The 26,874-nt window shown below is 69.3% G+C and carries 26 protein-coding genes; 3 read left to right on the forward strand and 23 right to left on the reverse strand.

Going from position 1 to position 26,874, the window contains the following annotated elements; all coding sequences use genetic code 11:
- Window positions 1-10 precede the first annotated feature (10 nt).
- The 12 genes from ACWA7K_RS00185 to ACWA7K_RS00240 form a co-directional block, all read right to left on the reverse strand.
- The gene (locus ACWA7K_RS00185) at window positions 11-1,252 is read right to left on the reverse strand and encodes an ABC transporter substrate-binding protein (RefSeq protein ID WP_456164482.1); all 1,242 of its coding nucleotides are present in this window, start codon (window positions 1,250-1,252) and stop codon (window positions 11-13) included.
- 215 nt (window positions 1,253-1,467) lie between these two features.
- Window positions 1,468-2,148 carry a response regulator gene (locus ACWA7K_RS00190; protein ID WP_456164484.1) on the reverse strand — a complete coding sequence of 227 codons (681 nt, stop codon included), beginning with the start codon at window positions 2,146-2,148 and terminating at the stop codon, window positions 1,468-1,470.
- Window positions 2,149-2,175: 27 nt separating this feature from the next.
- Window positions 2,176-3,555: a cache domain-containing protein gene (locus tag ACWA7K_RS00195; protein WP_456164486.1), complete on the reverse strand. Its 1,380-nt coding sequence runs from the start codon at window positions 3,553-3,555 to the stop codon at window positions 2,176-2,178.
- Between the two features lie 2 nt (window positions 3,556-3,557).
- A complete protein-coding gene (locus tag ACWA7K_RS00200) occupies window positions 3,558-4,103 on the reverse strand; it encodes a MarR family winged helix-turn-helix transcriptional regulator (RefSeq protein WP_456210279.1) in 546 nt (181 codons plus the stop codon).
- Window positions 4,070-5,881: an acyl-CoA dehydrogenase family protein gene (locus ACWA7K_RS00205; RefSeq protein WP_456164490.1), complete on the reverse strand. Its 1,812-nt coding sequence runs from the start codon at window positions 5,879-5,881 to the stop codon at window positions 4,070-4,072. The genes ACWA7K_RS00200 and ACWA7K_RS00205 overlap by 34 nt, the downstream gene beginning before the upstream one ends.
- On the reverse strand, window positions 5,881-6,636 hold the full coding sequence (locus ACWA7K_RS00210; protein ID WP_456164492.1) for an ABC transporter ATP-binding protein: 756 nt from the start codon (window positions 6,634-6,636) through the stop codon (window positions 5,881-5,883). Before ACWA7K_RS00210 ends, ACWA7K_RS00205 begins: the two co-directional genes overlap by 1 nt.
- Window positions 6,637-6,655: 19 nt before the next feature.
- Complete coding sequence (locus ACWA7K_RS00215) at window positions 6,656-8,440, reverse strand: branched-chain amino acid ABC transporter ATP-binding protein/permease (RefSeq protein WP_456168916.1); 1,785 nt, start codon at window positions 8,438-8,440, stop codon at window positions 6,656-6,658.
- 7 nt (window positions 8,441-8,447) lie between these two features.
- Window positions 8,448-9,485, reverse strand: coding sequence for a branched-chain amino acid ABC transporter permease (locus ACWA7K_RS00220; RefSeq protein WP_456164494.1), 1,038 nt, complete (start codon window positions 9,483-9,485; stop codon window positions 8,448-8,450).
- Window positions 9,486-9,533: 48 nt separating this feature from the next.
- Window positions 9,534-10,673 (reverse strand): ABC transporter substrate-binding protein, encoded by a 1,140-nt coding sequence (locus ACWA7K_RS00225; RefSeq protein WP_456210281.1) that lies wholly within the window; start codon window positions 10,671-10,673, stop codon window positions 9,534-9,536.
- 124 nt (window positions 10,674-10,797) lie between these two features.
- A complete protein-coding gene (locus ACWA7K_RS00230; RefSeq protein WP_456164498.1) occupies window positions 10,798-11,586 on the reverse strand; it encodes an SDR family NAD(P)-dependent oxidoreductase in 789 nt (262 codons plus the stop codon).
- A 10-nt stretch (window positions 11,587-11,596) separates the two neighbouring features.
- On the reverse strand, window positions 11,597-13,510 hold the full coding sequence (locus ACWA7K_RS00235) for a feruloyl-CoA synthase (RefSeq protein WP_456164500.1): 1,914 nt from the start codon (window positions 13,508-13,510) through the stop codon (window positions 11,597-11,599).
- Window positions 13,507-14,334 (reverse strand): crotonase/enoyl-CoA hydratase family protein, encoded by an 828-nt coding sequence (locus ACWA7K_RS00240; RefSeq protein ID WP_456164502.1) that lies wholly within the window; start codon window positions 14,332-14,334, stop codon window positions 13,507-13,509. The genes ACWA7K_RS00235 and ACWA7K_RS00240 overlap by 4 nt, the downstream gene beginning before the upstream one ends.
- A 163-nt stretch (window positions 14,335-14,497) precedes the next feature.
- On the opposite strand from ACWA7K_RS00240, the gene ACWA7K_RS00245 reads away from it, so the two are divergent.
- Window positions 14,498-15,361, forward strand: a complete 864-nt coding sequence (locus ACWA7K_RS00245; RefSeq protein ID WP_456164504.1) for an amidohydrolase family protein — start codon at window positions 14,498-14,500, stop codon at window positions 15,359-15,361.
- 241 nt (window positions 15,362-15,602) lie between these two features.
- Window positions 15,603-15,917, forward strand: a complete 315-nt coding sequence (locus tag ACWA7K_RS00250; RefSeq protein WP_456164506.1) for a c-type cytochrome — start codon at window positions 15,603-15,605, stop codon at window positions 15,915-15,917.
- Window positions 15,918-16,069: 152 nt separating this feature from the next.
- Here the strand turns inward: ACWA7K_RS00250 and ACWA7K_RS00255 are convergent, their stop codons facing one another.
- The 11 genes from ACWA7K_RS00255 to fliB form a co-directional block, all read right to left on the reverse strand.
- Window positions 16,070-16,843: a ferredoxin--NADP reductase gene (locus ACWA7K_RS00255; RefSeq protein WP_456164508.1), complete on the reverse strand. Its 774-nt coding sequence runs from the start codon at window positions 16,841-16,843 to the stop codon at window positions 16,070-16,072.
- A 109-nt stretch (window positions 16,844-16,952) separates the two neighbouring features.
- Window positions 16,953-17,219, reverse strand: coding sequence for an acyl-CoA-binding protein (locus ACWA7K_RS00260; protein WP_456164510.1), 267 nt, complete (start codon window positions 17,217-17,219; stop codon window positions 16,953-16,955).
- A gap of 31 nt (window positions 17,220-17,250) precedes the next feature.
- Window positions 17,251-17,883 carry a protein phosphatase CheZ gene (locus ACWA7K_RS00265; protein WP_456164512.1) on the reverse strand — a complete coding sequence of 211 codons (633 nt, stop codon included), beginning with the start codon at window positions 17,881-17,883 and terminating at the stop codon, window positions 17,251-17,253.
- A gap of 16 nt (window positions 17,884-17,899) precedes the next feature.
- Window positions 17,900-18,298 (reverse strand): chemotaxis response regulator CheY, encoded by a 399-nt coding sequence (gene cheY, locus ACWA7K_RS00270; RefSeq protein WP_456164514.1) that lies wholly within the window; start codon window positions 18,296-18,298, stop codon window positions 17,900-17,902.
- 79 nt (window positions 18,299-18,377) lie between these two features.
- Window positions 18,378-19,346, reverse strand: coding sequence for a flagellar motor protein MotB (gene motB, locus ACWA7K_RS00275; protein WP_456164516.1), 969 nt, complete (start codon window positions 19,344-19,346; stop codon window positions 18,378-18,380).
- Window positions 19,347-19,477: 131 nt separating this feature from the next.
- Window positions 19,478-20,335: a flagellar motor stator protein MotA gene (motA, locus tag ACWA7K_RS00280; RefSeq protein WP_456164518.1), complete on the reverse strand. Its 858-nt coding sequence runs from the start codon at window positions 20,333-20,335 to the stop codon at window positions 19,478-19,480.
- A 33-nt stretch (window positions 20,336-20,368) separates the two neighbouring features.
- Complete coding sequence (locus tag ACWA7K_RS00285) at window positions 20,369-21,286, reverse strand: class I SAM-dependent methyltransferase (RefSeq protein WP_456164520.1); 918 nt, start codon at window positions 21,284-21,286, stop codon at window positions 20,369-20,371.
- A 102-nt stretch (window positions 21,287-21,388) separates the two neighbouring features.
- Window positions 21,389-22,624, reverse strand: a complete 1,236-nt coding sequence (locus tag ACWA7K_RS00290; protein WP_456164522.1) for an HD-GYP domain-containing protein — start codon at window positions 22,622-22,624, stop codon at window positions 21,389-21,391.
- Window positions 22,625-22,809: 185 nt separating this feature from the next.
- Window positions 22,810-23,346 (reverse strand): flagellar transcriptional regulator FlhC, encoded by a 537-nt coding sequence (gene flhC / locus ACWA7K_RS00295; protein ID WP_456164524.1) that lies wholly within the window; start codon window positions 23,344-23,346, stop codon window positions 22,810-22,812.
- Window positions 23,347-23,406: 60 nt separating this feature from the next.
- On the reverse strand, window positions 23,407-23,730 hold the full coding sequence (gene flhD, locus ACWA7K_RS00300) for a flagellar transcriptional regulator FlhD (protein WP_456164526.1): 324 nt from the start codon (window positions 23,728-23,730) through the stop codon (window positions 23,407-23,409).
- 389 nt (window positions 23,731-24,119) lie between these two features.
- Entirely contained in the window at window positions 24,120-25,400 is a 1,281-nt protein-coding gene (gene fliB / locus ACWA7K_RS00305; protein WP_456164528.1) for a flagellin lysine-N-methylase, read from the reverse strand.
- A gap of 494 nt (window positions 25,401-25,894) precedes the next feature.
- Between fliB and ACWA7K_RS00310 the strand changes: the two genes are divergently transcribed.
- Window positions 25,895-26,743 carry a flagellin N-terminal helical domain-containing protein gene (locus ACWA7K_RS00310; protein WP_456164530.1) on the forward strand — a complete coding sequence of 283 codons (849 nt, stop codon included), beginning with the start codon at window positions 25,895-25,897 and terminating at the stop codon, window positions 26,741-26,743.
- Window positions 26,744-26,874: the final 131 nt, after the last annotated feature.

Below are 26,874 nucleotides of genomic sequence, written 5' to 3' on the forward strand. Positions count from 1 at the left end.
GGCCGGTCGATCACTTCTTCTTTTCGACCTTCAGGGCGCCCTTGGCGTTGGCGTCCTTGACGCGCACCTCGGAGGCCTTCTTGGCGTCCTCGGCGTAGGCGTAGACCACGCGCGAGCCCTTGACCTCGCCGAACACCGGGATGTTGGCGGTGATGGCCTCGTGGTCGGTGGCGCTGAACGGCTTGTTGTAGGTCGTCACGACGCCGTCGACCGGCGCCTTCAGGTCTTCCAGCGCGGCCTTGATCTTCGGGCCGTCGGTGGAGGCGGCCTGCTTGATCGCGGCGGCCAGCAGGTAGACCGAGTCATAGCCCTGGGCGGCCGACACCGGCGAGTCGATGCGGGCGTTCTTCGGGTTGAAGGTCTTCAGGTAGCTGATGATGAAGCTCTGGCGCTTGGGCGTCGTCGGCTCCTGGATGAAGGTCTGCGGCATGCGCGCGCCTTCGCCGCCAGGGCCGGCGTTGTCGATGAAGTTGGCCATCGACAGGGTCCAGCTGCCGACCATCGGCACCTTCCAGCCCAGCTTGGTCATGCCGTTGGCGATCTGCGCCAGCTCGGGGCCGATCGCGTAGGTCAGGATCGCCTCGGCGCCGGCTTCCTTGGCCTTCAGCAGCTGCGGGGTCATGTCCACGTCCTTGACGTTGAACTTCTCGACCGCGACCGCCTTGATGCCCTTCAGCTCCAGCGCCTTCTCCAGGTCGGTGCGGCCGAGCTGGCCGTAGTTGGTGCTGTCGGCCAGGATGGCAACCTTCTTGAAGCCGCGGCGGACGATGGCCTCCTCCACGATCATCGGCGCCTGGATGCTGTCGTGCGCGGCGTTGCGGAAGACGTAGTTCTCGGGCTGGTCGTCGAACTGGTGCGTGACGATCGAGCCGGTGGCCACGTTGTTCATCACCGGGATCTTGGCTTCCTGGAAGAAGCGCTGCGAGGCCAGGGCCACGCCGGTGTTGATGTAGCCGACAACGGCGGTGACCTTCTCCTTGTTGATCAGCTCCTGGGCGATCTGCACGCCGCGCTCGTTCTTGGCCTCGTCGTCGCGCTCGATCAGCTGCAGCTGGCGGCCCAGCACGCCGCCGGCCTTGTTGATCTCCTCGGTGGCCAGGCGCACGCCGTCGCGCATGCTCACGCCCATCGAGGACGAGCCGCCGGTGAACGGGCCGGCCACGCCGATCTTGATCGGGTCGGCGGCCTGGGCCGACAGGGCAGCGAGACCGAGCGTCAGGGCAGCGGCCAGGGTCTTCAGGGTCGTCTTCATCGGGTGTCTCCTCGGGTGGGTCGGGCGGATCCGACGCGGGCCCTGCGCCAGGCGGGCAGCATCGAACCGGGAAACCCGATCGTGCCGGGTTGGCGCCGCGCGGACTTCCGTCCGACTACGCAGTGCCGCTCCGCGCGTTCACGTACGCGACCACCCGAAGATCGGAAACCCGCAGACGGCCTGTCGCCTGCGTGACGTGCGGTGTTCCGGGGGCGTCAGCCCGACCGCGAGCCGGTGTGCTCGATCGCGTAGCGGATCAGCTCGGCCTGGCCGGCGAGGTCCAGCTTGCGGCGGATGTTCTGGCGGTGCGTCTCGACCGTGCGCACGCCGATGTCCAGCGTCCGGGCGATCTGCTTGCTCGACTGGCCCTGGCCGAGCAGCGTCAGGATCTGCTGCTCGCGCTCGGACAGCGCCACGCGCGCGGCCGGCATCCGGAACAGGCGTTGCGCCAGCACCGGGCTCAGGTAGGTGCCGCCGGCGTGGACCGTGCGGATGGCCGCGACGATCTCGCTCGACGGCGCGTCCTTCAGCACGTAGCCGCGCGCACCGGCGGCCATCGCGCGCTGCACGTACTCGGTGCCGTCGTGCATGGTCAGCATCAGCACGATCAGCGCCGGATCGCGTTCGAGCAGCATGCCGGTCAGCTCGATGCCGCTGACCTCGCGCATGCCGATGTCCATCAGCACGACCTGCGGGCGGCAGGCCTCGACCTGCAGCAGCGCCTCGCTGGCGTGGCCGGCCTCGCCGACCACGGCGATGTCGGGCACGCTGTCGAGCCGGGCGACCAGGCCATCGCGCACCAGCGGGTGGTCGTCGACCAGCATCACGCGGATCGCGCCGGGCTTGGCATCGGCGCGGGCGGGATCGGATGCGGAGGGGACGGGCGCGGCGGACATGGCGCGCATCCTAAGCGTCAGGGCGCGTCAGGCCAGTCTCTTCAGCGACTCGGCCGGCACGTCGACACGCACGCGTGTGCCTTCCAGCGGCTGCGAGACCAGCGTGAAGGTGCCGCCGATCGCGGCGGCCCGCTCGCGCATGTTGCGCAGGCCGATGCCACGACGCGGGTGCAGCGCGACGGCGGCCAGGTCGAAGCCGCGGCCGTCGTCCTCGATCTCCAGCACCAGCCCGTCCGGTCCGTCCGACCCGTGCTGGAGACGGATCACCACCTGGCTGGCGCCGGCATGGCGCACGACGTTGATCAGCGCCTCCTGGGCGATGCGGAACAGCGTGGTCTTGACCAGCTCGGGCAGGGCCGGCATCTCGCCCGGCGACTCGATCTCGAAGGTCAGGCCGGCGGCCTCGCACATCTCGGTGCCCAGGTCGCGCAGGGCGGTCGACAGGCCGAGCGTGTCGAGCGCGACCGGGCGCAGCCGGTGCGAGATCTGGCGCATGTCGGTCAGCGCCTCGTTGACGCGGGCCAGCGCGCGCTGCAGCAGCGGCTGGCTGCCGTCGTTCGGCGCCAGCCGTTCCAGCGCCGTCTCGGCCAGCAGCTTGGCCGAGACCAGCTTCTGGCTGGTGCCGTCGTGCAGCTCGCGCGACAGCCAGGCGCGTTCCTCTTCCTGCGTGTCGACCACCTGCCGGGTCAGCAGGGTCAGCTTGGCATCGGCCGCGCGCAGCTCGTTCAGGCTGATCAGCAGCACGCCCAGCAGGATGATGACGATCGAGCCGATGGCGGCCGCCGCGATCCAGCGCACCGAGGTGTCGACGTTGGCGTTGAGCTGGCGTTCGAGCTGGCGCGTCACGCGGTCCAGGTCGTCGACGTAGATGCCGGTGCCGAACATCCAGTGCCAGCGCTCGAACGAGGTCACGTAGGCCAGCTTGGGCGCCAGCACGCGGGTCGACGGCTTGTTCCACGAGTACGACACGAAGCCGCCGCCCTGGCGGGCCTTGGCGATCATGTCGCTGATGACGCGCACGCCCTGCGGGTCGCGCATGTCGATCAGGTTGCGCCCCACCAGGTCCGGCTGGCGCGGGTGCATCAGGTTGACGCCGTCGTAGTCGTAGAGGAAGAAGTAGCCGTCCGGCCCGTAGTCCAGCTGAGACAGCCGGCGCATCGCCTCGCGCTTGACCTCCGGGTCGTTGCTGCCGGTGTTGTAGAGCGGGCTGATGGTGCTCAGCGCCAGCGCGGTGTAGTGGCGCAGCTCGTTCTCGGCGGCCAGCGTGTAGGAGGCCCGCACCAGCGCTTCCTGGCGCTCGGCCAGATCCTGCTGCTGCTGGCGCAGCACGTGCGCGATCAGGGCCAGCGACAGCAGCAGCGGCGTCAGCGAGACCGCCAGCAGCTTGCTGCGCAGCTTCATCGCCATGGTCAGCCCCGACGTGCGTCGGCCACCTTCTGCAGCAGTTCCATCAGGATGGCGCGTTCGCCCGGGCTCAGCACGTCCTGCAGGCTCATCTCCAGCAGCAACGCCTGGTCGCTGCCACGCCGCGCCAGCTCGCGGCCGGCGTCGGTCAGCAGCACGTGCTGCGAGCGGCCGTCGGTGTCGTTGCGCACGCGGGTGATCAGGTCACGCTTCTGCAGGCCGTCGAGCAGGATGGTCAGCTTCGGTGCCGTCAGCACCAGGCTCTGCGCCAGCTGCTTGGGCGTGACCTGGCTGTTGGCCTGCAGCATCAGCAGCAGCGAGTACTCGACCGGCCGCAGGTCCATCGGCTCGCCGATGTGCTGCATGTACAGCGCGTGCGTGGTGATCTGGGCCTGCACCACGCGGTAGCCGAGGATGTCGGCCAGCGCGCCTTCGGCAAGGCCGCGTCGGTGGGGGCTGGACTTCTTCATGCTCGGCAGGTCGTGGACTTCGGCAAGGGCGGAGGCCGCCGGCTCGATCAGCATCGCAGCCAGGGCAGCGGGCGTTGCCAATTCTGCAGCCGGCGCCAGCGCGCGTCCTGGGCGTCCATCAGCCAGGTGCAGCCGAACCGGGCGAGTTCACGCTTGCGCTCGGCGGCGGCCGGGTCCGGATGGCGATCGGCGCGGGCCGCGCTGCGCAGCCAGGCCCAGCACAGCAGCGTCCAGCCGACGGCGGCGAGCGCGTCGTCGGCGACCGCCAGCACCGCGTCGGCGGCGCGGGCCTTGGCGGCGGCGAGATGGCCGCCGGCCTCGGCCAGCGCGTCGATCTGGCGCTGCAGCGCGGTGGCTTCCACCGCCAGCTCGGGCCGATCGGCGGCGGCGTCGACCTCGGCGCGCAGCAGCTCGACCAGCGTGTCCATCCGGCGCGGCGTGTCCAGCCACTTGCGCATCACCAGGTCGATCGCCTGGATCTCGTTGGTGCCCTCGTAGATCATCGCGATGCGGCTGTCGCGCACGATCTGCTCGATGCCGTATTCGTGCACGTAGCCGTAGCCGCCCAGCACGCCCAGCGCCTCGTCCGCGCCGCGATGGCCCAGGTCGGTCAGGAAGGCCTTGGCGACCGGCGTCAGCAGGGCGACCAGGTCACCGGCGCGGGCCCGTTGTGCGGCATCGGGATGCTGCTCGGACTCGTCCAGCAGCACGCCGATCCAGCCGGCCAGCACGCGCGCGCCCTCGGTCTGCGCCTGCAGGCCCAGCAAGATGCGGCGCATCGCCGGGTGCCAGGCGATCGGGTCGGCGCCGCTCGACGGCGCGGCATCGGCCGGACGGGCCGGCGCGCGCAGCTGGACCCGCTCGCGGGCATAGGCCAGCGCTTTCTGCGTGGCCGCCTCCAGGTGCGCCAGGCCCTGCATCGCGACGTGCAGCCGGGCCGAATTCATCATCAGGAACATGGCGCCCAGACCGGCGCCGGGCTGGCCCAGCAGCCAGCCTTCGGCCTGCTCGAAGCGCATCTGGCTGGTGGCACTGCCGTGCACGCCCATCTTGTGCTCGATGCCGTCGCAATGGGCCGCGTTGCGGCGGGTGTGGCCGCCGTTCGCGTCCGGCAGCCACTTGGGCACCAGGAACAGGCTCAGCCCGCGTGTGCCGGCCGGGGCGCCGCTCAGGCGCGCCAGCACCAGGTGGACGATGTTGGCGCTCATGTCCTGATCGCCACCGGAGATGAAGATCTTGTTGCCGGTGATGCGCACCGCCGCGCCGTTGGCCAGCGGCTGGCCCTCGGGCGGCGGCTCGACCGGCTCGGCGCGGGTGCGGATCAGGCCCAGGTCCGAGCCGGCCTGCGGCTCGGTCAGGTTCATCGTCGCCAGCCACTCGCCGCTGACGACCTTGGGCAGGTAGGTCGCCCGCAACCCGGGCGTCGCGGTCGCCTTGATCGCCTCGTAGGCACCGTGCAGCAGGCCCGGGTACATGGTCCAGGCGTGGTTGGCGCCGATCAGCATCTCGAACATCGCCGCGTTCAGCAGCTGCGGCAGGCCCTGGCCGCCGACCTCCGGATCGCAGGCCAGCGCCGGCCAGCCGCCGTCGACGAAGGCCTGCCAGGCGGCCGGGTAGCCGTCGGGCGTGACCACCGTGCCGCCGCCGTCGGGGCTCCAGCGGCAGCCTTGCCGGTCGCCCGGGCCGTTGAGCGGCGCCAGCACGTCGGCGGCGAAGCGGCCGGCCTGGGCCAGCACTTCGGCGGCGGTCTCGGCGTCCAGATCGGCAAAGGCGGGCAGCGCGGCCCACGAGGCCGGCGCGTCGACGACGTGCTCGATGACGAAGCGCCAGTCGTCCAGCGGCGCGGTGTAGCTGCTCATCAGGCGGCCTCGATGTCGTGGTCAGCCTTCTTCTTCTGCGCGCCCAGGTAGGTCTCGATCACGCGCGGGTCACCGGCCAGCTCGGCGGCCGGGCCTTCCAGCGCGATCGCGCCGGTCTCCAGCACGTAGGCGTGATCGGCCACCTCCAGCGCGGCGCGGGCGTTCTGCTCGATCAGCAGGATCGACACGCCGGTCGACTTCAGCGTCGAGATGATGCGGAAGATCTCCCGCACGATCAGTGGCGCGAGGCCCAGGCTGGGCTCGTCGAGCATCAGCAGCTTCGGGCCGCTCATCAGCGCGCGGCCGACCGCCAGCATCTGGCGCTCGCCGCCCGACAGCGTGCCGGCGAGCTGCACGCGGCGTTCCTTCAGGCGCGGGAACAGCGTGTAGACCTCGTCGAGCTTGTCGCGCCAGCGGGCGTTGCCCTGGCGCATCTGGCGGAAGCCCCCGAGCACCAGGTTGTCCTCGACCGCCATGGTCGAGAACAGCTCGCGTTTCTCGGGCACCAGCGCCAGGCCCATCATCACGCGCTCTTCGAGCGTCACGTGGGCCAGGTCCTGGCCGTCGAACACGACCTGACCGCGCGAGGGCAGCACGCCCATCAGCGCGTTCAGCGTGGTCGACTTGCCCGCGCCGTTGGGGCCGATGACGGTGACGACCTGACCCGGCGCGATGCGCAGGTCCAGGCCCGACAGCACCTCGGCGCGGCCATAGCCGGCATGGAGGTCCGAGACGGACAGCAGCAGTTCGCTCATCGCGGGACTCCCGGGATCTTCAGTGTTCGGTGCCGAGGTACGCGGCCCGCACGGCAGGGCTTTCCTGCACGTCCTTGGGGGTGCCCTCGATCAGCTTGGTGCCGAACTCCATCACGACGATGCGGTCGGTCAGGTTCATGACGAAGTCCATGTCGTGTTCGACCAGCAGGATGCTCATGCCCTCGGCCTTGAGCTGGCGCAGCACCTCGGCCAGCGCCTGCTTCTCCTTGTGGCGCAGGCCGGCGGCGGGCTCGTCGAGTAGCAGCAGCGCCGGGTCGGTGCACAGCGCGCGGGCGATCTCCATCAGCCGGGCCGGACCGAGCGCGAGGTTGCCGGCCAGCTCGTGCATCTGGCCGGCCATGCCGATGCGGGTCAGCTGGCGTTCGGCCTCGGCGAACAGGCGCTTCTCCTCGTCGCGGTCGAGCCGCAGCATCGCCGCGAAGACGCCGTGGCGGCTGCGCAGGTAGCCGCCCAGCGCGACGTTCTCCAGCACCGTCATGTCCGGCAGCATCTTCACGTGCTGGAAGGTGCGCGACATGCCGCGCTCGGCGATCTCGCGCGAGCTCAGGCCGCCGACCGGCTGGCCGCGGAACATCACGTGGCCGCGGGTCAGGCCCAGCACGCCGGTGATCAGGTTGAAGGTGGTGGACTTGCCCGCGCCGTTCGGCCCGATCAGGCCGATGATCTCGCCGGCCCGGATCGTGAAGCTCACGTCGTTGACCGCCACCAGGCCGCCGAACTGCTTGCGCACCGCCTGCACGTCCAGCAGCAGCTCGCCGGCGACCGGCTTGTCGCGCTCGGGCAGGGGGGCGGCGCCTTCCCAGTCGCGCACCCGCTGGGCCGGCGGCAGCCAGCGGCCGGCGACGGCCGCGAAGGCCCGCTGCAGGCCCGGGAACAGGCCTTGCGGCGCGATCTTCAGCACCACGACCAGGACGATGCCGAAGACGATGATCTCGTAGTTGCCATTGCCGCCGAACAGCTTGGGCAGGATCACCTGCAGCTGGTCCTCGACGATCTTGACGACCGCCGCGCCGGTGAAGGCGCCCCAGACCTGGCCGACGCCGCCCAGCACGGCCATGAAGAGGTAGTCGATGCCCTTGTTCAGCCCGAACGGCGACGGGTTCACGGTGCGCTGGAAGTGCGCGAACAGCCAGCCGGAAATGGCCGCCAGCACCGCCGCGATCACGAACACCAGGACCTTGTAGCGGTAGGTCGAGATGCCCATGGCCTCGGCCATCGTCGTGGCGCCCTTGAGCGCGCGAATGGCCCGGCCGGTGCGCGAGTCCAGCAGGTGGATCACGGCCACCGCAGCCAGCAGCGCGACGATCCAGATCAGGTAGAAGTAGCTGCGCCCCGAGGCCAGGCTGAGGCCGAACAGGTTCATCGCCGGCACGCCCAGGATGCCGTCGTACTTGCCCAGGAACTCCATGTTGGACATGGCGTAGAACAGCGACAGGCCCCAGGCGATGGTGGCCAGCGGCAGGTAGTGGCCCGACATCCGCAGCGTGATCGCCGCCAGCACCAGCGCGACCGCGACGGTGATGGCCAGGCCGACCCACAGCGTCAGCCAGGGCGACACGCCGAAGGCCGTGCTGAGGTAGGCGGAGGTGTAGGCGCCCAGGCCGACGAAGGCCGCCTGACCGAACGAGGTCAGGCCCGACACGCCGGTCAGCAGCACCAGGCCGAGCGAGACGATCGCGTACAGGCCGACGTAGTTGAGCTGGGTGATCCAGAACTCGGGCACCGGCAGCACCGGCAGCAGCGCCAGCAGCACGGCCAGCGTCAGGAACACACGGTTGCGCATGAGCACCTCATTCCTCCTCGGGGTGCGGATCGCGCAGGCTGCGCCACAGCAGCACGGGCAGGATCGCGGTGAAGACGATGACTTCCTTGAACGCGCTGGCCCAGAACGAGCCGAACGATTCGAGGATGCCGACCCCGAGCGCGCCGGCCATCGCCAGCGGGTAACTCGACAGGCCGGCGAACACGGCGGCGACGAAGCCCTTCAGGCCGATCAGGAAGCCGCTGTCGTAGAAGACCGTCGTGGTCGGGCCGATCAGCAGCCCGGACAGCGCGCCGATGAAGGCCGCCATCGTGAAGCTGAGCCGGCCCGCGCCGGTCGACGAGATGCCCATCAGCCGCGCGCCGAGCCGGTTGACGGCGGTGGCGCGCAGCGCCTTGCCGCGCAGCGTGCGCTCGAAGAACAGCCACAGCAGCACGATCAGCGCGATCGTGCTCATGAAGATGATCAGCGTCTGGCCGCTCAGCGTCAGCGCGCCGACGCTGAAGCGCTCGTCCCAGAAGCTCGGGTTGCGGAAGCCCTCGGCGCCGAAGAACAGCAGGCCCAGGCCGGTCATCGCGAAGTGGACGCCGACCGAGACGATCAGCAGCACCAGCACCGTCGCATCGGCCAGCGATTCATAGGCCAGCCGGTACAGCAGACCGCCCATCGGCGTGACGATGGCCAGCGCCAGCAGCGCCTGCACGACCAGCGGGAACTGCTGCGGCGCGGCCCAGCCGGCGACCAGCGCGATCGCCACCGGCCAGGCCAGCGTCTGCAGCGCCTGACGTGCCAGCCGGCCCGGGCTGGCGTGGTTGCGCAGGCCCTGGACCGTCTCGATCACCGCGACCGATGCGGCCATCAGCAGCAGCAGCCAGACCGTGCCGGGCACGCGACCGACCTGCAGCATGGCCAGCGTCAGCGCGCCATAGGCGACGAACTCGCCCTGCGGGATGAAGATCACCCGGGTGACGGCGAACAGCAGCACGGTGGCCATCGCCAGCAGCGCGTAGACCGCGCCGTTGGTGATGCCGTCCAGCGCCAGGATGCTGGCGATCGAGAAGTCCATGGAGGCTCCGGCGTTGAGACAGTCAGGCCCCCGGAAGGGCCTGGCGGGTTATTCGACCTTCCAGTCGCCGTTGACGACCTTGAGGATCACGCCGGTCTCGGTCGTGAAGCCCCAGTGGTTGTCCTTGGTGTAGTTCAGGACACCGTGCGCGACGACCGTGCGGCCCATCGTCTCGATGGCCTCGCGCAGCGCGGCGCGGAATTCCTTGCTGCCCGGCTTGCCCTTCTTCAGCGCGACCGGCACGACCTTCTGCAGCACCAGCGCGGCGTCGTAGGCATGGCCGGCGAACTGGTTGCGGCTGCCCGCGCCGTAGGCCTTCTCGTACTGGGCGATGAAGTCCAGCGCGATCTTCTTGGACGGGTGGCTGTCGTCGAACTGGTCGGCCACGACGGCCGGGCCGGAGACGACGTAGGCGCCTTCGACGTCCTTGCCGCCCACCCGCATCAGGTCACGGCTGGCAGCGGCGTGGGTCTGGTAGATCTTGCCCTTGTAGCCACGCTCGACCACCGCCTTGTGCGGCATCGCCGCGCCCGAGCCGGAGGCCACGATCAGGATCGCGTCCGGGTTGGCCGCGACCAGCTTCAGCGCCTGGCCGGTCACCGAGGTGTCGGCGCGGGCGAAACGCTCGACCGCGACGAACTTGATCGCCAGGCCCATCGCGGTGGCCTCGGCCTGGAAGTCCTTCAGCCAGCCTTCGCCGTAGGCGTCGGTGTAGCCCAGGAAGCCGACCGTCTTGATGCCCAGCTTGTTCATGTGGCGCAGCATCGCGTGGGCCATCACGGCGTTGGACTGCGGCAGGCGGAAGGCCCAGTTGTCCTTGCCGGCCTGCAGCACGGCAGGCGACATCATCATCTGCACCGTGCCGGACTCGGCCACCGTGTCGGCCATCGCGATGGCGGCGGGCGTCGCGACCGAGCCGACCACCAGGTCGACCTTGTCCTCGCTGACGAAGCGCTTGGCGTTCTGCACCGCCTTGGTCGGGTCACCGGCGTCGTCGAGCACGACGACGTTGAGCTTCTCGCCGCCGATGCTGGCGGGCCACAGCTTGATGCCGTTCTGCACCGGCAGGCCCAGTCCGCTGGCCGGACCCGTCAACGGCAGGCTCACGCCGATGTTGATGTCGGCCTGGGCGGCACCGGCCAGCACCAGCAGTGCGGCGGCGGCGATCTGTCTGATGACCTTTGTCATGTTGTCTCCTGCAGGGTGGCGGCAATGTGCCGTGGGCGATGGGGGGTGTCCATCAGTAGTTGTCCGACCGGTCGGTCAAAAATGTTGTCGGCCGGTCGGCGTCGGGAAACGGTGAGCGGCGGGCTCAGCGCGGCGCCATGCGCAGCGCGCCGTCGAGCCGGATCACCTCGCCGTTGAGGTGACCGTTCTCGACGATGTGGCAGGCCAGCGCGGCGAACTCGTCGGGCTGACCCAGGCGCTTCGGGAACGGGATCGACGCCGCCAGCGACTGCTGCACCGGCTCGGGCAGTTCCTGCATCAGCGGCGTGGCGAACAGCCCCGGCGCGATCGTGTTGACGCGGATGCCCCACTGCGCCAGATCCCGCGCCAGCGGCAGCGTCAGGCCGACCACGCCGCCCTTGGACGCCGCATAGGCCTCCTGCCCGACCTGGCCGTCGTAGGCCGCGACCGACGCGGTGTTGACGATCACGCCGCGTTCGCCATCGGCGGTGACGGGCGGCTGCGCGGCGATGCGGGCGGCGGCCAGCCGGGTGACGTTGTAGGTGCCGACCAGGTTGATGCGCACGACGCGCTCGAAGTCCTCCAGCGGCGCGGCCGAGCCGTCCTTCTGGATCACCCGCTTCGCGCTGCCGATGCCGGCGATGTTCATCAGCAGGCGCGGTGTGCCCAGTGTGGCCTGCACGGCATCGAGCGCCGCCGTCACGCTGGCGCTGTCGGTGATGTCGCAGCGGCAGGCCAGCGCGGTGCCGTCGCCGTGCGCCGCGTTGATCGCGGCGGCGCCGGCCTGTGCGCCGGCCTCGTTGACGTCCAGCAGGGCCACCCGCGCGCCGCGTGCGGCCAGTGCCTGCGCGACCGCTGCGCCGAGGCCGGAGCCGGCGCCGGTGACCAGCGCGACCTGTCCTTCGATCTTCATGGTGCTTCCTTCAGCCGCGCTGCGGCAGGATCACGAACGGGTCGGACTCGCGGCCCTCGTAGAGCGCCTCGACCAGCGCGGCGCGGTGCTGCAGCACGGCGCGCTGGTTGATCGAGCCCTTGTCGGTCACCTCGCCGACGTCGATCGACGGCGGCTCGGCCAGCACGTGCATCCGCGCGACCCGGTTGGCGCTGCCGGTGCCGCTGGCCCACAGGCCGTCGGCCAGTTGCTGGAAGAAGGCCCGCACCGTCGGGTGGTGCAGCACCTCGGGGGCCGGCACGGCGGCGTCCAGGCCGGCCAGGCGGCGGCAGGCGTCCAGCCTCGGGAAGACCAGCGCGCCGATCTCGTCGCGGTTCAGCCCGGTCACGACCACGTCCTGCACACACGGATCACCGGCGGCGATGACGCGGGCGCGCAGCGGGCCGACGCTGACGAAGGTGCCGGTCGAGAGCTTGAAGTCCTCGGCGATGCGGCCGTCGAAACGCAGGCCGCGCGCGGGGTGTTCCGGGTCGATGAAACGCACCGCGTCGCCGGTGCAATAGAAGCCCTCGGCGTCGAAGGCATCGGCGGTCTGCTCGGGCGCGCGCCAGTAGCCGGGCATGACGTTGGGGCCGCGGAAGCGCACCTCGGTCTTGTCCCACGGGCCGTCGCCCATGCGCACGAGCTTGACCTCCACGCCCGGCACCGGCAGGCCGATGCTGCCGGCGCCCTGGCCGGTGCCGACCGCGAACATCGCCGAGGGCGCCGTCTCGGTCATGCCCAGGCCGCTGATCATCGGCACGCGATGGCCCAGCGTGCGTTCGCCGAGCCGGTCGAGCCGGTCCCAGACCGCCTGCGACAGGCCGGCGCCAGCGAAGAAGAACGCGTTCAGGCGCGCGCACAGCGTCCGGCACAGGGCCTCGTCGTGTTCGGCGGCGCTGGCCAGTTCCTCCAGGCCCTTGGGCACGTTGAAGTAGACCGTCGGCGAGATCTCGCGCAGGTTGCGCAGCGTCTCGGCCATGCCGGCCGGCGTGGGCTTGCCTTCGTCGATGTAGAGCGTGCCGCCGTTGTAGAGCGCGATGCCGACGTTGTGGTTGCCGCCGAAGGTGTGGTTCCACGGCAGCCAGTCGACCAGCACCGGCGGTTCGTCGGCCAGGAAGGCCATGCACTGCCGGATCATCTGCTGGTTGGCGCACAGCATCCGGTTCGTGTTGATGACGCCCTTGGGCAGCTTGGTCGAGCCGGAGGTGAACAGGAACTTCGCGATCGTGTCCGGTCCGACAGCGGCATGCGCGGCGGCGCCGGACGCGCCCGGCACGGTCGCCAGCAGGGCCTCGAACGGCGTGACGCTGCGGCCTTCCAGCGTGCCTTCGGTCAGCACGACCTCGGTGTCGGTGCCGACACAGGCGGCCATCGCGCGGCCATAGGCCGGGCCGCTGGCAAAGACCAGCCCGGGCGTCAGCGTCGACAGGATGTGGCGCAGCTTGCCGTGGTCCTGCGAGACCAGCGAATAGGCGCTGGAGATCGGCGCATAGGCGATGCCGGCCCACATCGCGCCGAGCGCCAGGCTCAGGTGCTCGATGTCGTTGTCGCTCAGGATCACCACCGGCCGTTCGGCGCTCAGGCCGCGGTCGACCAGCGCCTGCCCGATCGCCTGGGCGCGCTGCAGCATCTGCGCGTAGCTGACGTGGCGCCAGTCGCCGCGACTGCCGTCGGGCAGCCGCACACGCTGGGCGACCAGGCTGCGCTCGGGCGCCTGGGCGGCCCACTGCTCCAGCGCATCGGTCAGGCGCTCGGGGTACCAGCGCAGCGCCTCGGTCGAGCGGATCAGCACGGTGCCGTCGGCGCGGGTCTCGGCGGTGGCGTCGATGGCGCCGCCGAAGCGGGTCTCGCGGTAGCGCGGGGCGTCGTTCCCGGCCGCGTCGTTCTGGGGGGCGTGGCTCATGACGGCTTGACCTTCGGGGCGCGCTTGTCGAGGAAGGCGCGCAGGCGTTCCTGCGCCTCGGGGGTGCTCTCGGCCACGGCGGCCATCAGCGACTCGGTCATCAGGCCCTGGTCCTGCGACTGGTCGGCGATGCGCGGCAGCGCGTGCATGACGGCGTAGTTCGACATCGGCGCGTTGGCGGCCACGCGGGTGGCCAGCGCCAGCGCCTTGTCCAGCGAGGTGCCCGTGGGCACCTGGTACTGCGCCAGGCCGGCGGCCACGCCCTCGGCGGCCGAGTAGACCCTGCCGGTCAGCATCAGGTCGGTCATGCGGGCGACGCCCATCAGGCGCGGGATGCGCACCGAGCCGCCACCGCCGACGAAGATGCCGCGCGTGCCTTCGGGCAGCGCGAAGTAGGTGCTGTCATCGGCGACCCGGACGTGGCAGGCCGACGCCAGTTCCAGCCCGCCACCGACCACCGCGCCGTGCAGCGCGGCGATCACCGGCACGCGGCCGAACTGGATCGCGTCGAACGCGGCATGCCACATGCGCGAATGCAGCACGCCCGAGCCGATGTCGCGCTCGACCAGCTCCGACAGGTCCAGCCCGGCGCAGAAGTGCTCGCCGGCCCCGCTGATGACCACCGCGCGGATGTCCTCGGGCAGGTTCACGAAGGCGGTGTGCATCTGCTGGATCAGCGGATCCGACAGCGCGTTGCGCTTGGCCGGCCGGTTCAGGCGCAGCTGCAGGACCACGCCGTGGCGCGTGATCTCGAGCAGGTCGAGGCCGGCCAGCAGGCCTTCGACGGGCTGGGCGGCGGGCAGGGTCTGGGTGGGCGCGTTCATGGTCCGGGTGTCCTCAATATGGTTGCGAAATATAAGTATTCGCCGGGCCGTTGATGCCCAGGAAAACCCGGATCAGGCGATCAATACGGGTCTTGATTGAGGGTAAACCCTTGGACGGAAGGTCGGAAATAATTTCAGAATGGAATGAAATCAAGGACGAACCATGAAGACCGACGAGCTCATCGCCATCGACATCCACACCCATGCCGAGGTGTCCTGCCGCAACCCCTTCGACAGCTACGGCGAGGAGTACGACCGCGCCGCCGACAAGTACTTCGGCTCGGACCGCCGGCCGACCATCGCCGAGACGGTCGCCTACTACCGCGAGCGCAAGATCGGGCTGGTGATGTTCACCGTCGACAGCGAGTCGCAGCTCGGCCGTCGGCGCATCCCGAACGAGGAGATCTGCGACGCCGCGCGCGAGAACGCCGACATGATGGTGGCCTTCGCCAGCATCGATCCGCACAAGGGGAAGATGGGCGCGCGCGAGGCCCGCCGGCTGATCGAGGAACACGGCGTCAAGGGCTTCAAGTTCCACCCGACGGTGCAGGGCTTCCTGCCCTACGACCGCATGGCCTGGCCGCTCTACGAGGTCATCGCCGAGCACAAGCTGCCGGCGATCTTCCACAGCGGCCACAGCGGCATCGGCTCGGGCATGCGCTGCGGCGGCGGCCTGCGGCTGCAGAACAGCAACCCGATGCTGCTGGAGGACGTCGCGATCGACTTCCCCGACATCCAGATCGTCATCGCCCACCCGAGCTGGCCGTGGCAGGACGAGGCGCTGAGCCTGGCGCTGCACAAGCCCAATGTCTGGATCGACCTGAGCGGCTGGAGCCCGAAGTACTTCCCGCCGCAACTCGTGCAGTACGCCAACACGCTGCTCAAGGACCGCATGCTGTTCGGCAGCGACTACCCGCTGATCACGCCCGAGCGCTGGATGAAGGACTTCGACGAGGCCGGCTTCAAGGACAAGGTCAAGCCGCTGATCCTGAAGGAAAACGCCAAGCGGCTGCTCGGCTTCGCCTGAACGTTGCGGCGCGGCGCAGGCTGTGCGCCGGCGGCGAGACGGATTGCGCCGTGCGCTGTCCGGTGCTGGCACAGCCGCTGCGGGTAGACCCTGGGCCCGGCTGGGTCACCGGGGGGAAAAACGGCCGTCGACGCAGGCTGCCTGGGGCGGCGGCACCGGGCACGCGGTTTGCGAAGACCGGCGACCCGCGAGCGCGCTTGCGCACCCGTCACGCCCGACACGTCCGACCGAGGAGACTTCCATGACCCGCGCCACCACCGCCCTGTCCGCCGCCGCGCTCTGCGCCGCCGCCTTCATCGCCGCCCCGGCCCAGGCCGCCGACGGCACGGCCGTCTACAACGCCAACTGCGCGATGTGCCACGTGCCCGGCCTGGCCAACGCCCCGAAGTTCGGCGACAAGGCCGCCTGGGCACCGCGCGTGGCGCTGGGCCGCGACGCGCTGCTGGCCAGCGCCGTCAAGGGCAAGGGCGCGATGCCGCCCAAGGCCGGCAACCCCAAGCTGACCGACGAGGAAATCGGCGCTGCGCTGGACCACATGCTGGCCGCGGTGAAGTGACCGCCTGATTGGCACCCAACGAAAAACGCGGCCGAGGCCGCGTTTTTTCATGGGGGATGCGTCAGCTCATCGGGCCGAGCGCCGGGCCGCCCCAAGCCGGCCCGAACCCCCTCGGGGGGTGGTCACGCGTATCCGCGTGACCGGGGGCTCCATCACTGCTCGGCGAAGGCGCGTTCGATGACGAAGTCGCCTGGCGACGTCGTGCTGCCTTCGCTGAACTTGCGCTCCTCCAGCATGTGCTTGAGGTCACGCAGCATCGCCGGGCTGCCGCAGATCATCACGCGGTCGGCGCCGGGGTCGAGCGGGGGCAGGCCGAAGTCGTTCCAGAGCCGGCCGTCGTTGATCAGGTCGGTGATGCGGCCCTGGCGCTCGAACGGTTCGCGCGTCACGGTCGGGCAATAGACCAGCTTGTCGCGGACCAGCTCGCCGAGGAACTCGTGGTTGGGCAGCTCGTTGAGGAACAGGTCCTGGTAGGCCAGCTCGTTGACCTGGCGGCAGCCGTGGACCACGATGACCTTCTCGAAGCGCTCGTAGGTTTCCGGGTCCTGGATGATGCTCAGCCACGGCGCCAGGCCGGTGCCGGTGCCGAACAGGTAGAGCCGCTTGCCGGGGTTCAGGTAGTCGATCAGCAGCGTGCCGGTGGGCTTGCGGCCGACCAGGATCTTGTCGCCCACCTTCAGGTGCTGCAGCCGCGAGGTCAGCGGTCCCTCGGGCACCTTGATGCTGAAGAAGTGCAGGTGCTCGGCCCAGTTCGGGCTGGCCACGCTGTAGGCCCGCAGCAGCGGCTTGCCGTTCACCGGCAGGCCGATCATGACGAAGTGACCGTTGGAGAACCGGAAGGCCGGATCGCGGGTGGTGGTGAAGCTGAACAGGCGATCGGTCCAGTGGTGGACCTCGGTCACGGTCTCTTCGTTGAACGGTTTCATGGCGGCGGGCGCGACGGGCGCGGCTACAGGTGCGGCAACAGGAATGAGGGTCTCGATCGCCGCCGGAAGGCTCCGGCGGCGAACCCTAGAGGATACCCGTAGCCCGCTTTCAGCCCTTCAACTCTTCGATCAGATCGATATAACCCTGCATCGCAGTGGCGCGGTCGGTGCCGGCCAGATCGGCCCAGGCGTCGAACTTGGCGCGGGCCACGAAATCGGTCATGCCGGGGCGCTCGCCGCTGGCGTCGCCCTCGCTGGCCTGCTTGAACAGCGCGTAGATGCGCAGCAGCGTGCGGTTGTCCGGCCGCTCGGGCAGGTCGCGCGACTGCGCCACGGCGGCATCGAACAGGGTCTTGAGGTCGGCGGTATCGGTCATGTCGGCAGGGCTCGTGAAAGAGCCGCCGAGTCTAGAACCCGAGGCTGGCCAGCAGGTCGTCGACCTCGGACTGGTCCTTGACCACGTCGGTGCGGCCTTCGGGGTTGACCACCGGGCCGTTGAGGATGTTGCTGTCGACCTTCTCGCGCTGGTCCGGCGGCACGACCTGGACCAGCAGCTTGACCAGCGCGTCCTCCAGGTCATCGGTCAGCGCGACGACCTTGGCGACCACCTGGCCGGTCAGGTCGTGGAAGTCCTGCGCTAGCATGATGTCGGTCAGGTGCTGGTCGATGCGCGCGGTGGCGGCCTCGACGTCATGGGCGAAGTTCAGCACCGCGCCGGTGGCCACGGCCTTGACCGGATCGGCGACCAGCGACCGCGCCAGCTCGCGCGTGTCGGCGCTGATGCGCTGGTGTTCCATCTTGGCCTGGTCGACCGAGTTCAGCACCTTGTTGGCCGCATCCGAGGTCTTGTTGGCGATGAAGGTCAGGCGGCTGCGCGCGTCGGGGATGCCGTCGGTGGCGATCTGCAGCTTGGGCATCACGCCGAGCTGCTGCATCGTGTCGTGCAGCAGCCGCGTGATCGCGCCGATCTGCTGGAACACCTCCGGCGAGGCCATCACCGGCTCGGTCGGGGCCATCGCGGCCAGGTCTTCGATCCTCATGATGTGCTCCCTGTGTTCAGGCCGTGGTGGCCATCTTCTGCATGATCTTGGTGACCTTCTCTTCCAGCGTGGCCTTGGTGAAGGGCTTGACGATGTAGCCGGCCGCACCGCTCTGGGCGGCCAGCACGATGTCTTCCTTGCGGGCCTCGGCCGTGACCATCAGCACCGGCACGTGCTTGAGGGTCTCGTCGGCCTTGACCGCCTTGAGCAGCTCGAAGCCGTTCATGACCGGCATGTTGATGTCGCTGACGACGAAGTCGAAGCGGCTGTTCTTCATCATGTTCAGCGCGACCTGGCCGTCCTCGGCCTCCTCGACGTTGTTGCAGCCCATTTCCTTGAGCAGCCCGCGCACGATGCGGCGCATGGTCGAGAAGTCGTCGACGACCAGGAATTTGAGATCGGATGCGTGGGTCATGGCGGTGTCCTTGACGGTCGGAGAGAGGGGGATCGAAGGGGGTGAGGTGTGCGTGGAAACGGGGAGTCGCCTGAGCGTCTTATCGGCTGTTCGGCGACGCCCTTGAATGCTCGGGAACGACACGCGGCGGGCCGACCAGCGGGGCCTGTTCGGGCTCCGCAGGCTCGGGCGCGGGTGCGTCGCCGCCGTGGAAGAAGCGGTCCTCGGCCTCGCGGGTCATCACGATGATGCTGATGCGCCGGTTGATCGGGTTGAGCGTGTCGGCCTGGTCGAACGGCACGCTCGCGGCCAGGCCCTGCACGCGCAGCACGCGCGATTCGTCCAGCCCGCCGGCCAGCAGCTCGCGCCGCGACGCGTTGGCCCGGTCGCTCGACAGCTCCCAGTTGCTGTAGCCGCGTTCGCCGGAGCCGAAGGGCTTGGCGTCGGTGTGGCCCTCCAGCGTGAGCTTGTTGGGCACCTCGGTCAGCACGCTGCCGATGGCACGCAGGATCTCGCGCATGTGCGGCTGCACGCTGGCATCGCCGCTCTGGAACATCGGCCGGTTCTGCTCGTCGACGATCTGGATGCGCAGGCCGTCGCGGGTCATGTCCAGGCGGATCTGGTTCTTGAAGGCCGACAGCTTGGCGGACGCGTCGATCACGTCGCTCATCTTCTGGCTCAGCGTCTCCAGCCGCTCGCGCTCCGCCTTGGCCTGGGCGTTCTTCAGTGACTGCATCGCGTGGCGGCGTTCGGACTCGATATCGCCGTTCTTGACCTGGCCGCCCTGGCGCGTGATGTCGGTGCCGCCGCCCTTGATGATCGAGGTCGCGTCGCCCGAACCCGAGCCGCCGCCCATGGCGACCTTCAGCGGGTTCTGGAAGTAGTCCTGGATGCCCTTCTTGTCGCCTTCGCTGGTCGAACCCAGCAGCCACATCAGCAGGAAGAAGGCCATCATGGCCGTCACGAAGTCGGCATAGGCGATCTTCCACGCGCCACCGTGGGCACCGTGGCCGCCCTTCTTGATCTTCTTGACGATGATCGGTTGAAGCTTCTTGGCATCACCAGCCATGGCAAGGCCTCACAGCGGTTGAGTTGGCCGGGCTTTCGTCCAGCTTCCCGCTGCGGATCCGGCTTTGCCGGTCCGCTAGCGGACGGCCCCCTCGGGGGGTAGCGAGCGAGAGCGAGCTTGGGGGCGCCATGTCACTTCTTCTTCACGTGGCTCTCGAGTTCCGCAAACGTCGGGCGCTCGGTGGAATAGAGCACCTTGCGGCCGAACTCGATCGCGATCTGCGGGGCGTAGCCCTGCATCGAGGCGAGCAGCGTGGTCTTGACGCACTGCAGCTCCTTGCCGTCCTCGTCGATCTTCTGTTCGAGCAGGCCGGCCAGCGGCTCGGCAAAGCCGTAGGCCAGCAGGATGCCCAGGAAGGTGCCGACCAGGGCCGAGCCGATCATCCCGCCCAGCACCGCCGGGGGCTGGCCGACCGAGCCCATGGTGTTCACGACGCCCAGCACGGCGGCGACGATGCCGAAGGCGGGCAGGGCGCCGGCCAGTCGGGCGATCGCGGCGGCGGCGCTGTGGGCCTCGTGGTGATGGGTCTCCAGCTCGGTGTCCATCAGCGACTCGATCTCGTGGGCATTGAGGTTGCCCGAGACCATCATGCGCAGGTAGTCGGTGACGAACTCGCTGACGTGGTGGTCGTTGCCCACCACCGGGTACTTCTGGAACAGCGGCGAGCTGTGCGGGTCCTCGATGTCTTTCTCGATCGACATCAGGCCTTCCTTGCGGGTCTTCTGCAGGATGTCGTAGAGCAGCGCGAGCAGGTCCATCGCACGGGCCTTGCTGTACTTCGAGCCCTTGAAGCAGGCGCCCAGGCCCTTCATCGTGGCCTTCAGCACCTTGGGCTGGTTGTTGGCCACGAAGGCGCCGAGCGCGCCGCCGAAGATGGTCAGCATCTCGAACGGCAGCGCGTGAAGGATCACGCTGATGTTGCCGCCGTGCGCGATGTAGACGCCGAAGATGCAGCCGATGGCCACGAGCCAGCCGACGATGACGAACATGGTGGGAGTCTTTCCGGTTGCGGGTTGCCAGCCTCACGCGGTGCGCGTGGCCGACGTTGCATGTCTTGCATATCGGGACGGCCGGTCGATCACTTGAGGCGCGGCTTGTCCAGATCGGGTCGGGCGTGAATTCGGTGACGGCATCGGGCCGGCATCGGCCGGGATGCGGTACAGCCAGACGGCGTGGCGGCGCTCGCCGCCGGCCTCCAACGTGGCCGGCAACGTGGCGGCGGGCGTGACGCCCGGCACCTCGAAGGCCAGGCTGACCAGCCAGGCGCCGGGTGCCAGTTCGGCGCAGGCCTTGGTCCAGACGCGCGCCATGCTCTCGGGCCGCTGGAACACGTAGACCATCGCCAGGCCCTGCCAGCCGTCGGCCCACAGGTCGCCACGGCGCACCGCCGCCCACGGGCAGCGCAGGCCGGCCAGCAGGCGCAGCGGCAGGCTCCATTCGATGCCCTCGATGCGGGCGTGCGGGTAGGACGTGTGCAGCGCCTGCAGGCCGTGGCCCATGCCGCAGCCGGCATCGCGCACGCGGGCGTCATCGGGCAGCGGGGCGAGTTCGGCCAGGCCGTCGAGCGCGCGGGCCGGCGTCGGGAACATCGGCGCGTCGCGCCAGGCGCGCAGCGGGTAGGCCGCCAGCAGCAGTGCCAGCGGCAGCAGCCACAGCCAGGCCGGCAGGTCTCGGGCCAGGCCGGCGGCCAGGCTCAGCGCCGGCCAGCCCAGCGCCAGCATCCAGCGCCGCCACGGCGCATCGGCCAGCAGCGCGGCGCCACCGCCCAGCGCCATCGCCGTGCCGGCGGCCACCGCCAGCGGCGCGCCCAGGCGCAGCAGCAGCGCCTGCAGCAGGCCGCAGGCCAGCCACAGCAGCAGGGCCGGCGCGGGCCAGGGCAGGCCGGGCAGCGGGGGCTGACTCGGGGAAATCCGATCGGATCGGGAAGGCGTCTTGCGCATCCCCAGGTTATGCCGCAGCTCCAGGCCGGGGGAGGCGCGGTGCAAGGGGGTGCGAGCGGCCCAGTTCCGGCGATGCCGTTGCGGCGCGCCCGGACGACGGCTTCACAGCAGCTCGATCAGCGCCTCGTGGTTCAGGCGCACCCGCACCTCGTCGACCGCCACGGCGGCCACGACCTTGCGGCTGGCCGACGCGGTGTCGCGCAGCACCGGCTCGGGCAGGGGCAGGCCGCTGCTGCCGACCAGCACGGCGACCCGCGGTTCGTTGGCGCGTTCGCCGCGTGCCATGACGACGGCGATCTCGCCGCCGACCAGGCGCACGTAGCTGCCCGGCGGGTACATGCCCAGCGTGCGCAGCAGCGCACTGCCGTATTCGTCGGGCTGGCCGTCCGGGCCGACGCAGGCCGCGCGTGCGGCGGCCAGCGGCGACATCGGCGGGCGACCGGCGCGGCGGCTGATCTTGGCGGTGAAGCGGTCGACCACGTTGAGCAGCCGCGCCATGCGCTGGGCCGGATCGAGCGAGGCCAGCGGCACCGTCAGCAGGCTGGCGTCGTGGTGCAGGCGCACGACCTTGAGCCAGCGCGGATCGGTCACGCCGCTCTCGGCCAGCAGCGCGGCCGAGCGCAGCGCGTGCTGGTCGATGCGCTGGCGCTGTTCCGGCGTCACGGGATCCTTCTGGCGCGCCAGCGTGTCCTGCAGCGCGGTCATCGCGACGTTCATCGTCATCGCGGCGATCGTCAGCGTCTCGCGGTCGTCGGTCGACCAGCCCAGCGTGGCGGCCACGCGGGCGCAGACCGTCGCGCACAGCGCCGCATGGTGGGCGCTGTACTGGCGGTGTTCGTGGCCGGCGTGCTGGATCAGCAGGAACAGCAGCTCGTTGGGCTTGCGGTCGGTCAGCGCCAGGCTCTGCGACATCGCCGCATGCAGCCGCAGGACCCAGTCGCCGTCCGGCGTGGCCTCCTGCAGCGCGCCGTTGATCTGGCGCATCAGGCTTTCCCAGCGTTCGCTCAGGCCGATGTCGAAGGTCGAACTTGGACTGCCGCGATCGGCGCTGGACGAGCCGGACGAACGGTTGCCGGGACGGCACCGCGCGATCGAGATGTCCTGCAGCTTGGCGTTGCGCAGCACCAGCGACTCGGCGGTCTCGTCGGCCAGGCGCAGCCAGGAGCCGGCCTCGGATTCGTCGACGAACAGCGGCATCGAACGCAGCGCCTGCAGCCGGCTTTCCAGCTCGATCGACAGCCCGGCGGGCGCCAGCAGCAGCCCCCGGCCGTCGAACAGACGGAAGGGCAGCGGCTGGTTCAGCGCCAGGTGACGAGCGGGGAATGCGATCAGGGCCATGGGTGTTCCGAAGATGAAACAACTATCGGCAGGGACGGCGGCGGACTTGATGGCTGAAACAGCTCAGCCGTGCGGGCCGTGTGCGGATCGCCCATAAAAAACGGGCCCCGAAGGGCCCGTGAATTGCATCGTCGGATGCAAGGAGGAGGAGACAAGCAAGAACTTCAGGATTCAGGAAGCAGGAATCAGTGCAGCTGGAGGGCGCCGTTGGCCTTGCCCTTGCCGGCGCGGGCGGGCGGGTTGCACAGGCCGCAGACGTAGTGCTTGGCGATCTCGTGCGGATGGGTCACGAAGTGGCCGCCGCACTTGGAGCAGGGGGTCATCGTCAGCATGCCGTTGTCGATGAACTTCACGAGGCGCCAGGCGCGCGTCACCGACAGCAGCGGCTCCAGGTTCTGGGCCTGGGTCTGTTCCAGGTAGAGCTGGTAGGCCTTGATGACGGTGTCGATCTCGTCGAGCTCGGCGACCTTGTTCAGGTACTCGTGGATGTTCAGGAACAGGCTGGCGTGGATGTTCGGTTGCCAGGTCATGAACCAGTCGGTCGAGAAGGGCAGCTGACCCTTGCTCGGCGACTTGCCCGCCACTTCCTTGTACAGGCGCAGCAGGCGCTCGTACGACAGGTCGGTCTCCGATTCGAGGACTTGCAGGCGGGCACCCAGCTTGATCAGGGTGACGGCCCGCTCGATCTGCTTGGCCTCGGTCAGGATGCTCTTGGCGCGCATGGTTCTCTCTCCGGCTGTTCTAGGTTTGTGCGTCTGGCGTGTCGGTCTGAAGCGGCCTGATCAGGCCGCTTCGCGGTGACGACCGGCCATCAGGATCGAGGCATGCAGACGGGACACGCCGTCATTGGCCGCGCTCTTGCCGTGGTTGGTCAGCAGGCTCCAGACCAGGTCGTCGTCGACGCGCATCCGGCACAGCAGCGTGTTGCCCGAGGCGATCTTCATCATCTGCGACGGCGACAGCGTCTCGATCACGGTGGCCGTCTCTTCCGACACGCCCAGGCGGAACAGGGCCTGTTCACGGTCGGCGCGGATGAGGCTCTGGGCCAGCATCAGGTAGGACAGGTTGGCTTCGCGGATTTCGCTGAGGATCTGTTCGGTGTTCATGGTGTGCTCCTGGCTGCTCGGTGTCTGAAGGTCTTCGGTTCTGCCGGGTGTCCACCGGGGCTTGCCGTCTGCCTGGGCGTCTGCCGGGGCGTTTGCGGTTTGCTTTTGGTGTCAACGTGGAATGAATTGTGAAGATCCGAACTGGCCCGGAACATCGGCCCACTTCTGTCGCTTGAGTCCGTCTTGCGCCATCCGGCGTGTCAGGCAAATTCCTACAAGCTGTCGGTGCGAGCGGCAGAAAAGCGGGGCCGGAGGGGCCCTTCAGGACCGATCGGGTCGACCGGGCGTGAGCTGCGTCACGAACCGGCCGTCCACGGCCGCCCGGGCGGGCGCGCCGTGTCGGATGCGGGATGACACGGCCTCCCGGCCTGTCATCCGCCGCCGTTGTCTCACTGCAGCAGCACGACGCCGGTGGCCAGGCTGCGGATGCCCTGTTCGTCCATCGCCTTGAGCACACCGGCCATGAAGGTGCGGTCGTGCTCGATGCTGCGCGACAGCGCGTAGACGGTGCGCACGGCATGGCCCTCGTCGAAGGCGTCGCCGTGCAGCGCCATCTGGCCGATCAGCCAGTAGCGCACCAGCGCCGCGCGGATGACCAGGTCGAGGTAGGCGTTCTCCAGCGCCTCGGGCGTGCCGAAGTGGCGCGCCATCAGGCTGGACTGCAGGCTGTTGTGCAGGTAGTTCTTCAGCACCTGCGGATGGGCGGCCTCCCAGGCGGTCCAGCGCTGCTCGCGGGTCTCGGCCCAGCGCGCCCGGGCGACCTGCTCGTCCGGGTGCTGCAGCTGCAGGCCGGCGACGACGTCGTCCAGCACGGCGCGGGCCGAGGCGGTCAGGCGGCGCTGCCAGATCATCTGGCTGACGGTGCGCAGCATGTCCGGCGCGAAGCGGCTGCCGACGTCCAGACCGCGCACGACATCGAGCAGCTCGGCGTTGTGGGCCGGATCCATGAACCGCGAGAACAGGTCGCTCAGATCCTGCAGGCGCTGCTCGCGCGGGGTCGCCTCGGGCGCGCGGCCCGACAGTCCAGCCACGTAGGCATTGACCCGGCGCACCAGCATCAGCCCGAGCGCGAGCGCGTCGAAGGCGCCCAGCTCGGGCGCCTCGAACAGGCTGGCCAGCAGGTCGTGCAGCACGCGCCCGCCCAGGTGGCTGACCCTGGGCGTGTCGGCCGGGTCGTTCCAGTGCGCGCCGGGCGGCAGCTCGCCGGCATTGGCGAAGGCCTCCAGCGTGACGGGTGCGGGCGTCATCGCCTGCGCATCGGTCAGCGCCAGGCGGGCGGCCTCGGGGCAGCTCAGCGTGGCGTAGACGCGGTGTTCGCCGTCGACTTCCTGGAACAGCCGCGGGTAGTGGTTGCAGGTGTCGGACAGCGCGCCCGCGCCCAGCGTCTTCTGGATGCTGCACAGCCGGTCCTCGTCGAGGAAGCCGCAGTCGCCGTTGGACTGCATGCGCAGGTGCGCGTAGGCGGCCGGGTCCTGGCCCTCGTCCTTGACCAGGTGGATGGCGATGCGCCGGCGCAGCGGCTCGTCGCCGATCGCCTTCATCTGCTTGAACGTGGCCTTGTCGATCGTCACGCGCCAGCCGCTGCAGCAGGTCTCCGGGCAGGCCGGGCCGATGCACTGGAAGGCTTGCAGGTAGCGCGGCAGCTGCGCGACGGGGCTGTACTTGGCCATGTTGTCGGGATCCTTCGGCGGTGACGGCGCCGCCGTGCGGCCCGTCGTGGTTTGCCACATTTTCCAGATGGCGCCAGCCGACCGGTGGACTGAATAGAAGGGTGTTTGCTGCGCTGGCGCGGTCCCTCAAGTCCCGCCGTCCTTGTGCCGAAAGCCTCTTGCGCCGGGCGGAAACGCTGCAGCGCGGTGGGACGGGCGAACAGGGCAGTCGAAGGTCAGACCGAGGTCAAACCAAGAAATGGCCTCGAAAAACTGATCAAAACGACCCTCAAGGAATCCTGAGACCCCACCGATAACCAAATCAACGGGTCGCAGAAATGGGATCCGCGGTCCGGTAAGCCGGCTGATGCAGTGAAGGCCCCAGTGGCACGTGACTGCACCGAGCTTGACGAGCGCCGGACACCAGGGACGAACCGGAAGGTTCGGAACAGTCGAAACCCCGGCGCTCATGCCGAGTTCAACAAGTCTTCAACGCTACAGCACAGGAGTTCATCATGGCTTCCACCATCAACACCAACGTCGTTTCCCTCAATGCCCAGCGCAACCAGGCTGCCTCGCAGTCGTCGCTGGCCACCTCGATGCAGCGCCTGTCGTCGGGTCTGCGTGTCAACAGCGCCAAGGACGACGCCGCCGGCCTGGCCATCGCCGAGCGCATGAGCGCCCAGGTCAAGGGCATGAACGTCGCGGTCCGCAACGCCAACGACGCGATCTCGCAGATGCAGACCGCTGAAGGCGCGATGGGCAAGATCGGCGAGAACCTGCAGCGCATCCGTGAACTGGCGGTGCAGTCGTCCAACGGCTCGCTGAGCCAGCCCGACCGCGACAACCTCCAGCTCGAAGTCGACCAGCTGCAAGAGGAAATCGTCCGCGTCGTCGACAACTCGAAGTTCAACGGCGTGGCCCTGTTCGACGGTGCCAGCAAGTCGGTCGACTTCCAGATCGGTGCCGACAACGGCGACAAGATCACCGCCGACACCACCGGCTTCGACCTGAAGACCAACGGCAACCTGAAGGCCTACGCCAGCGGTGCCAAGGCCAAGGCGATCGACATCAGCAGCCAGGCGTCGGCCCAGACGGTGCTGGACGACATGGACACCGACATCGACACGGTCAACACCGCCCGCTCGACCGCTGGTGCCCTGCAGAGCCGCTTCGAGGCCGTCATCAGCCAGCTGCAGGTGACCTCGGAGAACACCGCCGCCGCCCGCGGCCGGATCATGGATGCGGACTTCGCCTCGGAGACCGCGAACCTGAGCCGCGCGCAGATCCTGCAGCAGGCCGGCACGGCGATGATTGCCCAGGCCAACCAGCTGCCGCAGCAGGTCATGCAGCTGCTGCGCTGATCGGCTCGGCTGACGCGGCGGCCTGAGCGCCGCGTCCGATCCCTCTCACGCCACCGACACAAGCGCTGTGTCGGTGGCGTTGTCATTTCAGGATTCCCTGAGCGGAAACAGCCCCCCTTTGCGCCTCATTT

The organism is Leptothrix mechoopdaensis (SeqCode) (assembly GCF_053893855.1).

Excerpts from the sequence above, each read along its gene's own strand:
- ACWA7K_RS00185 (WP_456164482.1), bottom strand. The coding sequence starts at position 1,252 with ATGAAGACGACCCTGAAGACCCTGGCCGCTGCCCTGACGCTCGGTCTC.
- ACWA7K_RS00190 (WP_456164484.1), bottom strand. The coding sequence starts at position 2,148 with ATGTCCGCCGCGCCCGTCCCCTCCGCATCCGATCCCGCCCGCGCCGAT.
- ACWA7K_RS00195 (WP_456164486.1), bottom strand. The coding sequence starts at position 3,555 with ATGGCGATGAAGCTGCGCAGCAAGCTGCTGGCGGTCTCGCTGACGCCG.
- ACWA7K_RS00205 (WP_456164490.1), bottom strand. The coding sequence starts at position 5,881 with ATGAGCAGCTACACCGCGCCGCTGGACGACTGGCGCTTCGTCATCGAG.
- ACWA7K_RS00210 (WP_456164492.1), bottom strand. The coding sequence starts at position 6,636 with ATGAGCGAACTGCTGCTGTCCGTCTCGGACCTCCATGCCGGCTATGGC.
- ACWA7K_RS00215 (WP_456168916.1), bottom strand. The coding sequence starts at position 8,440 with ATGCGCAACCGTGTGTTCCTGACGCTGGCCGTGCTGCTGGCGCTGCTG.
- ACWA7K_RS00220 (WP_456164494.1), bottom strand. The coding sequence starts at position 9,485 with ATGGACTTCTCGATCGCCAGCATCCTGGCGCTGGACGGCATCACCAAC.
- ACWA7K_RS00225 (WP_456210281.1), bottom strand. The coding sequence starts at position 10,673 with ATGACAAAGGTCATCAGACAGATCGCCGCCGCCGCACTGCTGGTGCTG.
- ACWA7K_RS00230 (WP_456164498.1), bottom strand. The coding sequence starts at position 11,586 with ATGAAGATCGAAGGACAGGTCGCGCTGGTCACCGGCGCCGGCTCCGGC.
- ACWA7K_RS00235 (WP_456164500.1), bottom strand. The coding sequence starts at position 13,510 with ATGAGCCACGCCCCCCAGAACGACGCGGCCGGGAACGACGCCCCGCGC.
- ACWA7K_RS00240 (WP_456164502.1), bottom strand. The coding sequence starts at position 14,334 with ATGAACGCGCCCACCCAGACCCTGCCCGCCGCCCAGCCCGTCGAAGGC.
- ACWA7K_RS00245 (WP_456164504.1), top strand. The coding sequence starts at position 14,498 with ATGAAGACCGACGAGCTCATCGCCATCGACATCCACACCCATGCCGAG.
- ACWA7K_RS00250 (WP_456164506.1), top strand. The coding sequence starts at position 15,603 with ATGACCCGCGCCACCACCGCCCTGTCCGCCGCCGCGCTCTGCGCCGCC.
- ACWA7K_RS00255 (WP_456164508.1), bottom strand. The coding sequence starts at position 16,843 with ATGAAACCGTTCAACGAAGAGACCGTGACCGAGGTCCACCACTGGACC.
- ACWA7K_RS00260 (WP_456164510.1), bottom strand. The coding sequence starts at position 17,219 with ATGACCGATACCGCCGACCTCAAGACCCTGTTCGATGCCGCCGTGGCG.
- ACWA7K_RS00265 (WP_456164512.1), bottom strand. The coding sequence starts at position 17,883 with ATGAGGATCGAAGACCTGGCCGCGATGGCCCCGACCGAGCCGGTGATG.
- cheY (WP_456164514.1), bottom strand. The coding sequence starts at position 18,298 with ATGACCCACGCATCCGATCTCAAATTCCTGGTCGTCGACGACTTCTCG.
- motB (WP_456164516.1), bottom strand. The coding sequence starts at position 19,346 with ATGGCTGGTGATGCCAAGAAGCTTCAACCGATCATCGTCAAGAAGATC.
- motA (WP_456164518.1), bottom strand. The coding sequence starts at position 20,335 with ATGTTCGTCATCGTCGGCTGGCTCGTGGCCATCGGCTGCATCTTCGGC.
- ACWA7K_RS00285 (WP_456164520.1), bottom strand. The coding sequence starts at position 21,286 with ATGCGCAAGACGCCTTCCCGATCCGATCGGATTTCCCCGAGTCAGCCC.
- ACWA7K_RS00290 (WP_456164522.1), bottom strand. The coding sequence starts at position 22,624 with ATGGCCCTGATCGCATTCCCCGCTCGTCACCTGGCGCTGAACCAGCCG.
- flhC (WP_456164524.1), bottom strand. The coding sequence starts at position 23,346 with ATGCGCGCCAAGAGCATCCTGACCGAGGCCAAGCAGATCGAGCGGGCC.
- flhD (WP_456164526.1), bottom strand. The coding sequence starts at position 23,730 with ATGAACACCGAACAGATCCTCAGCGAAATCCGCGAAGCCAACCTGTCC.
- fliB (WP_456164528.1), bottom strand. The coding sequence starts at position 25,400 with ATGGCCAAGTACAGCCCCGTCGCGCAGCTGCCGCGCTACCTGCAAGCC.
- ACWA7K_RS00310 (WP_456164530.1), top strand. The coding sequence starts at position 25,895 with ATGGCTTCCACCATCAACACCAACGTCGTTTCCCTCAATGCCCAGCGC.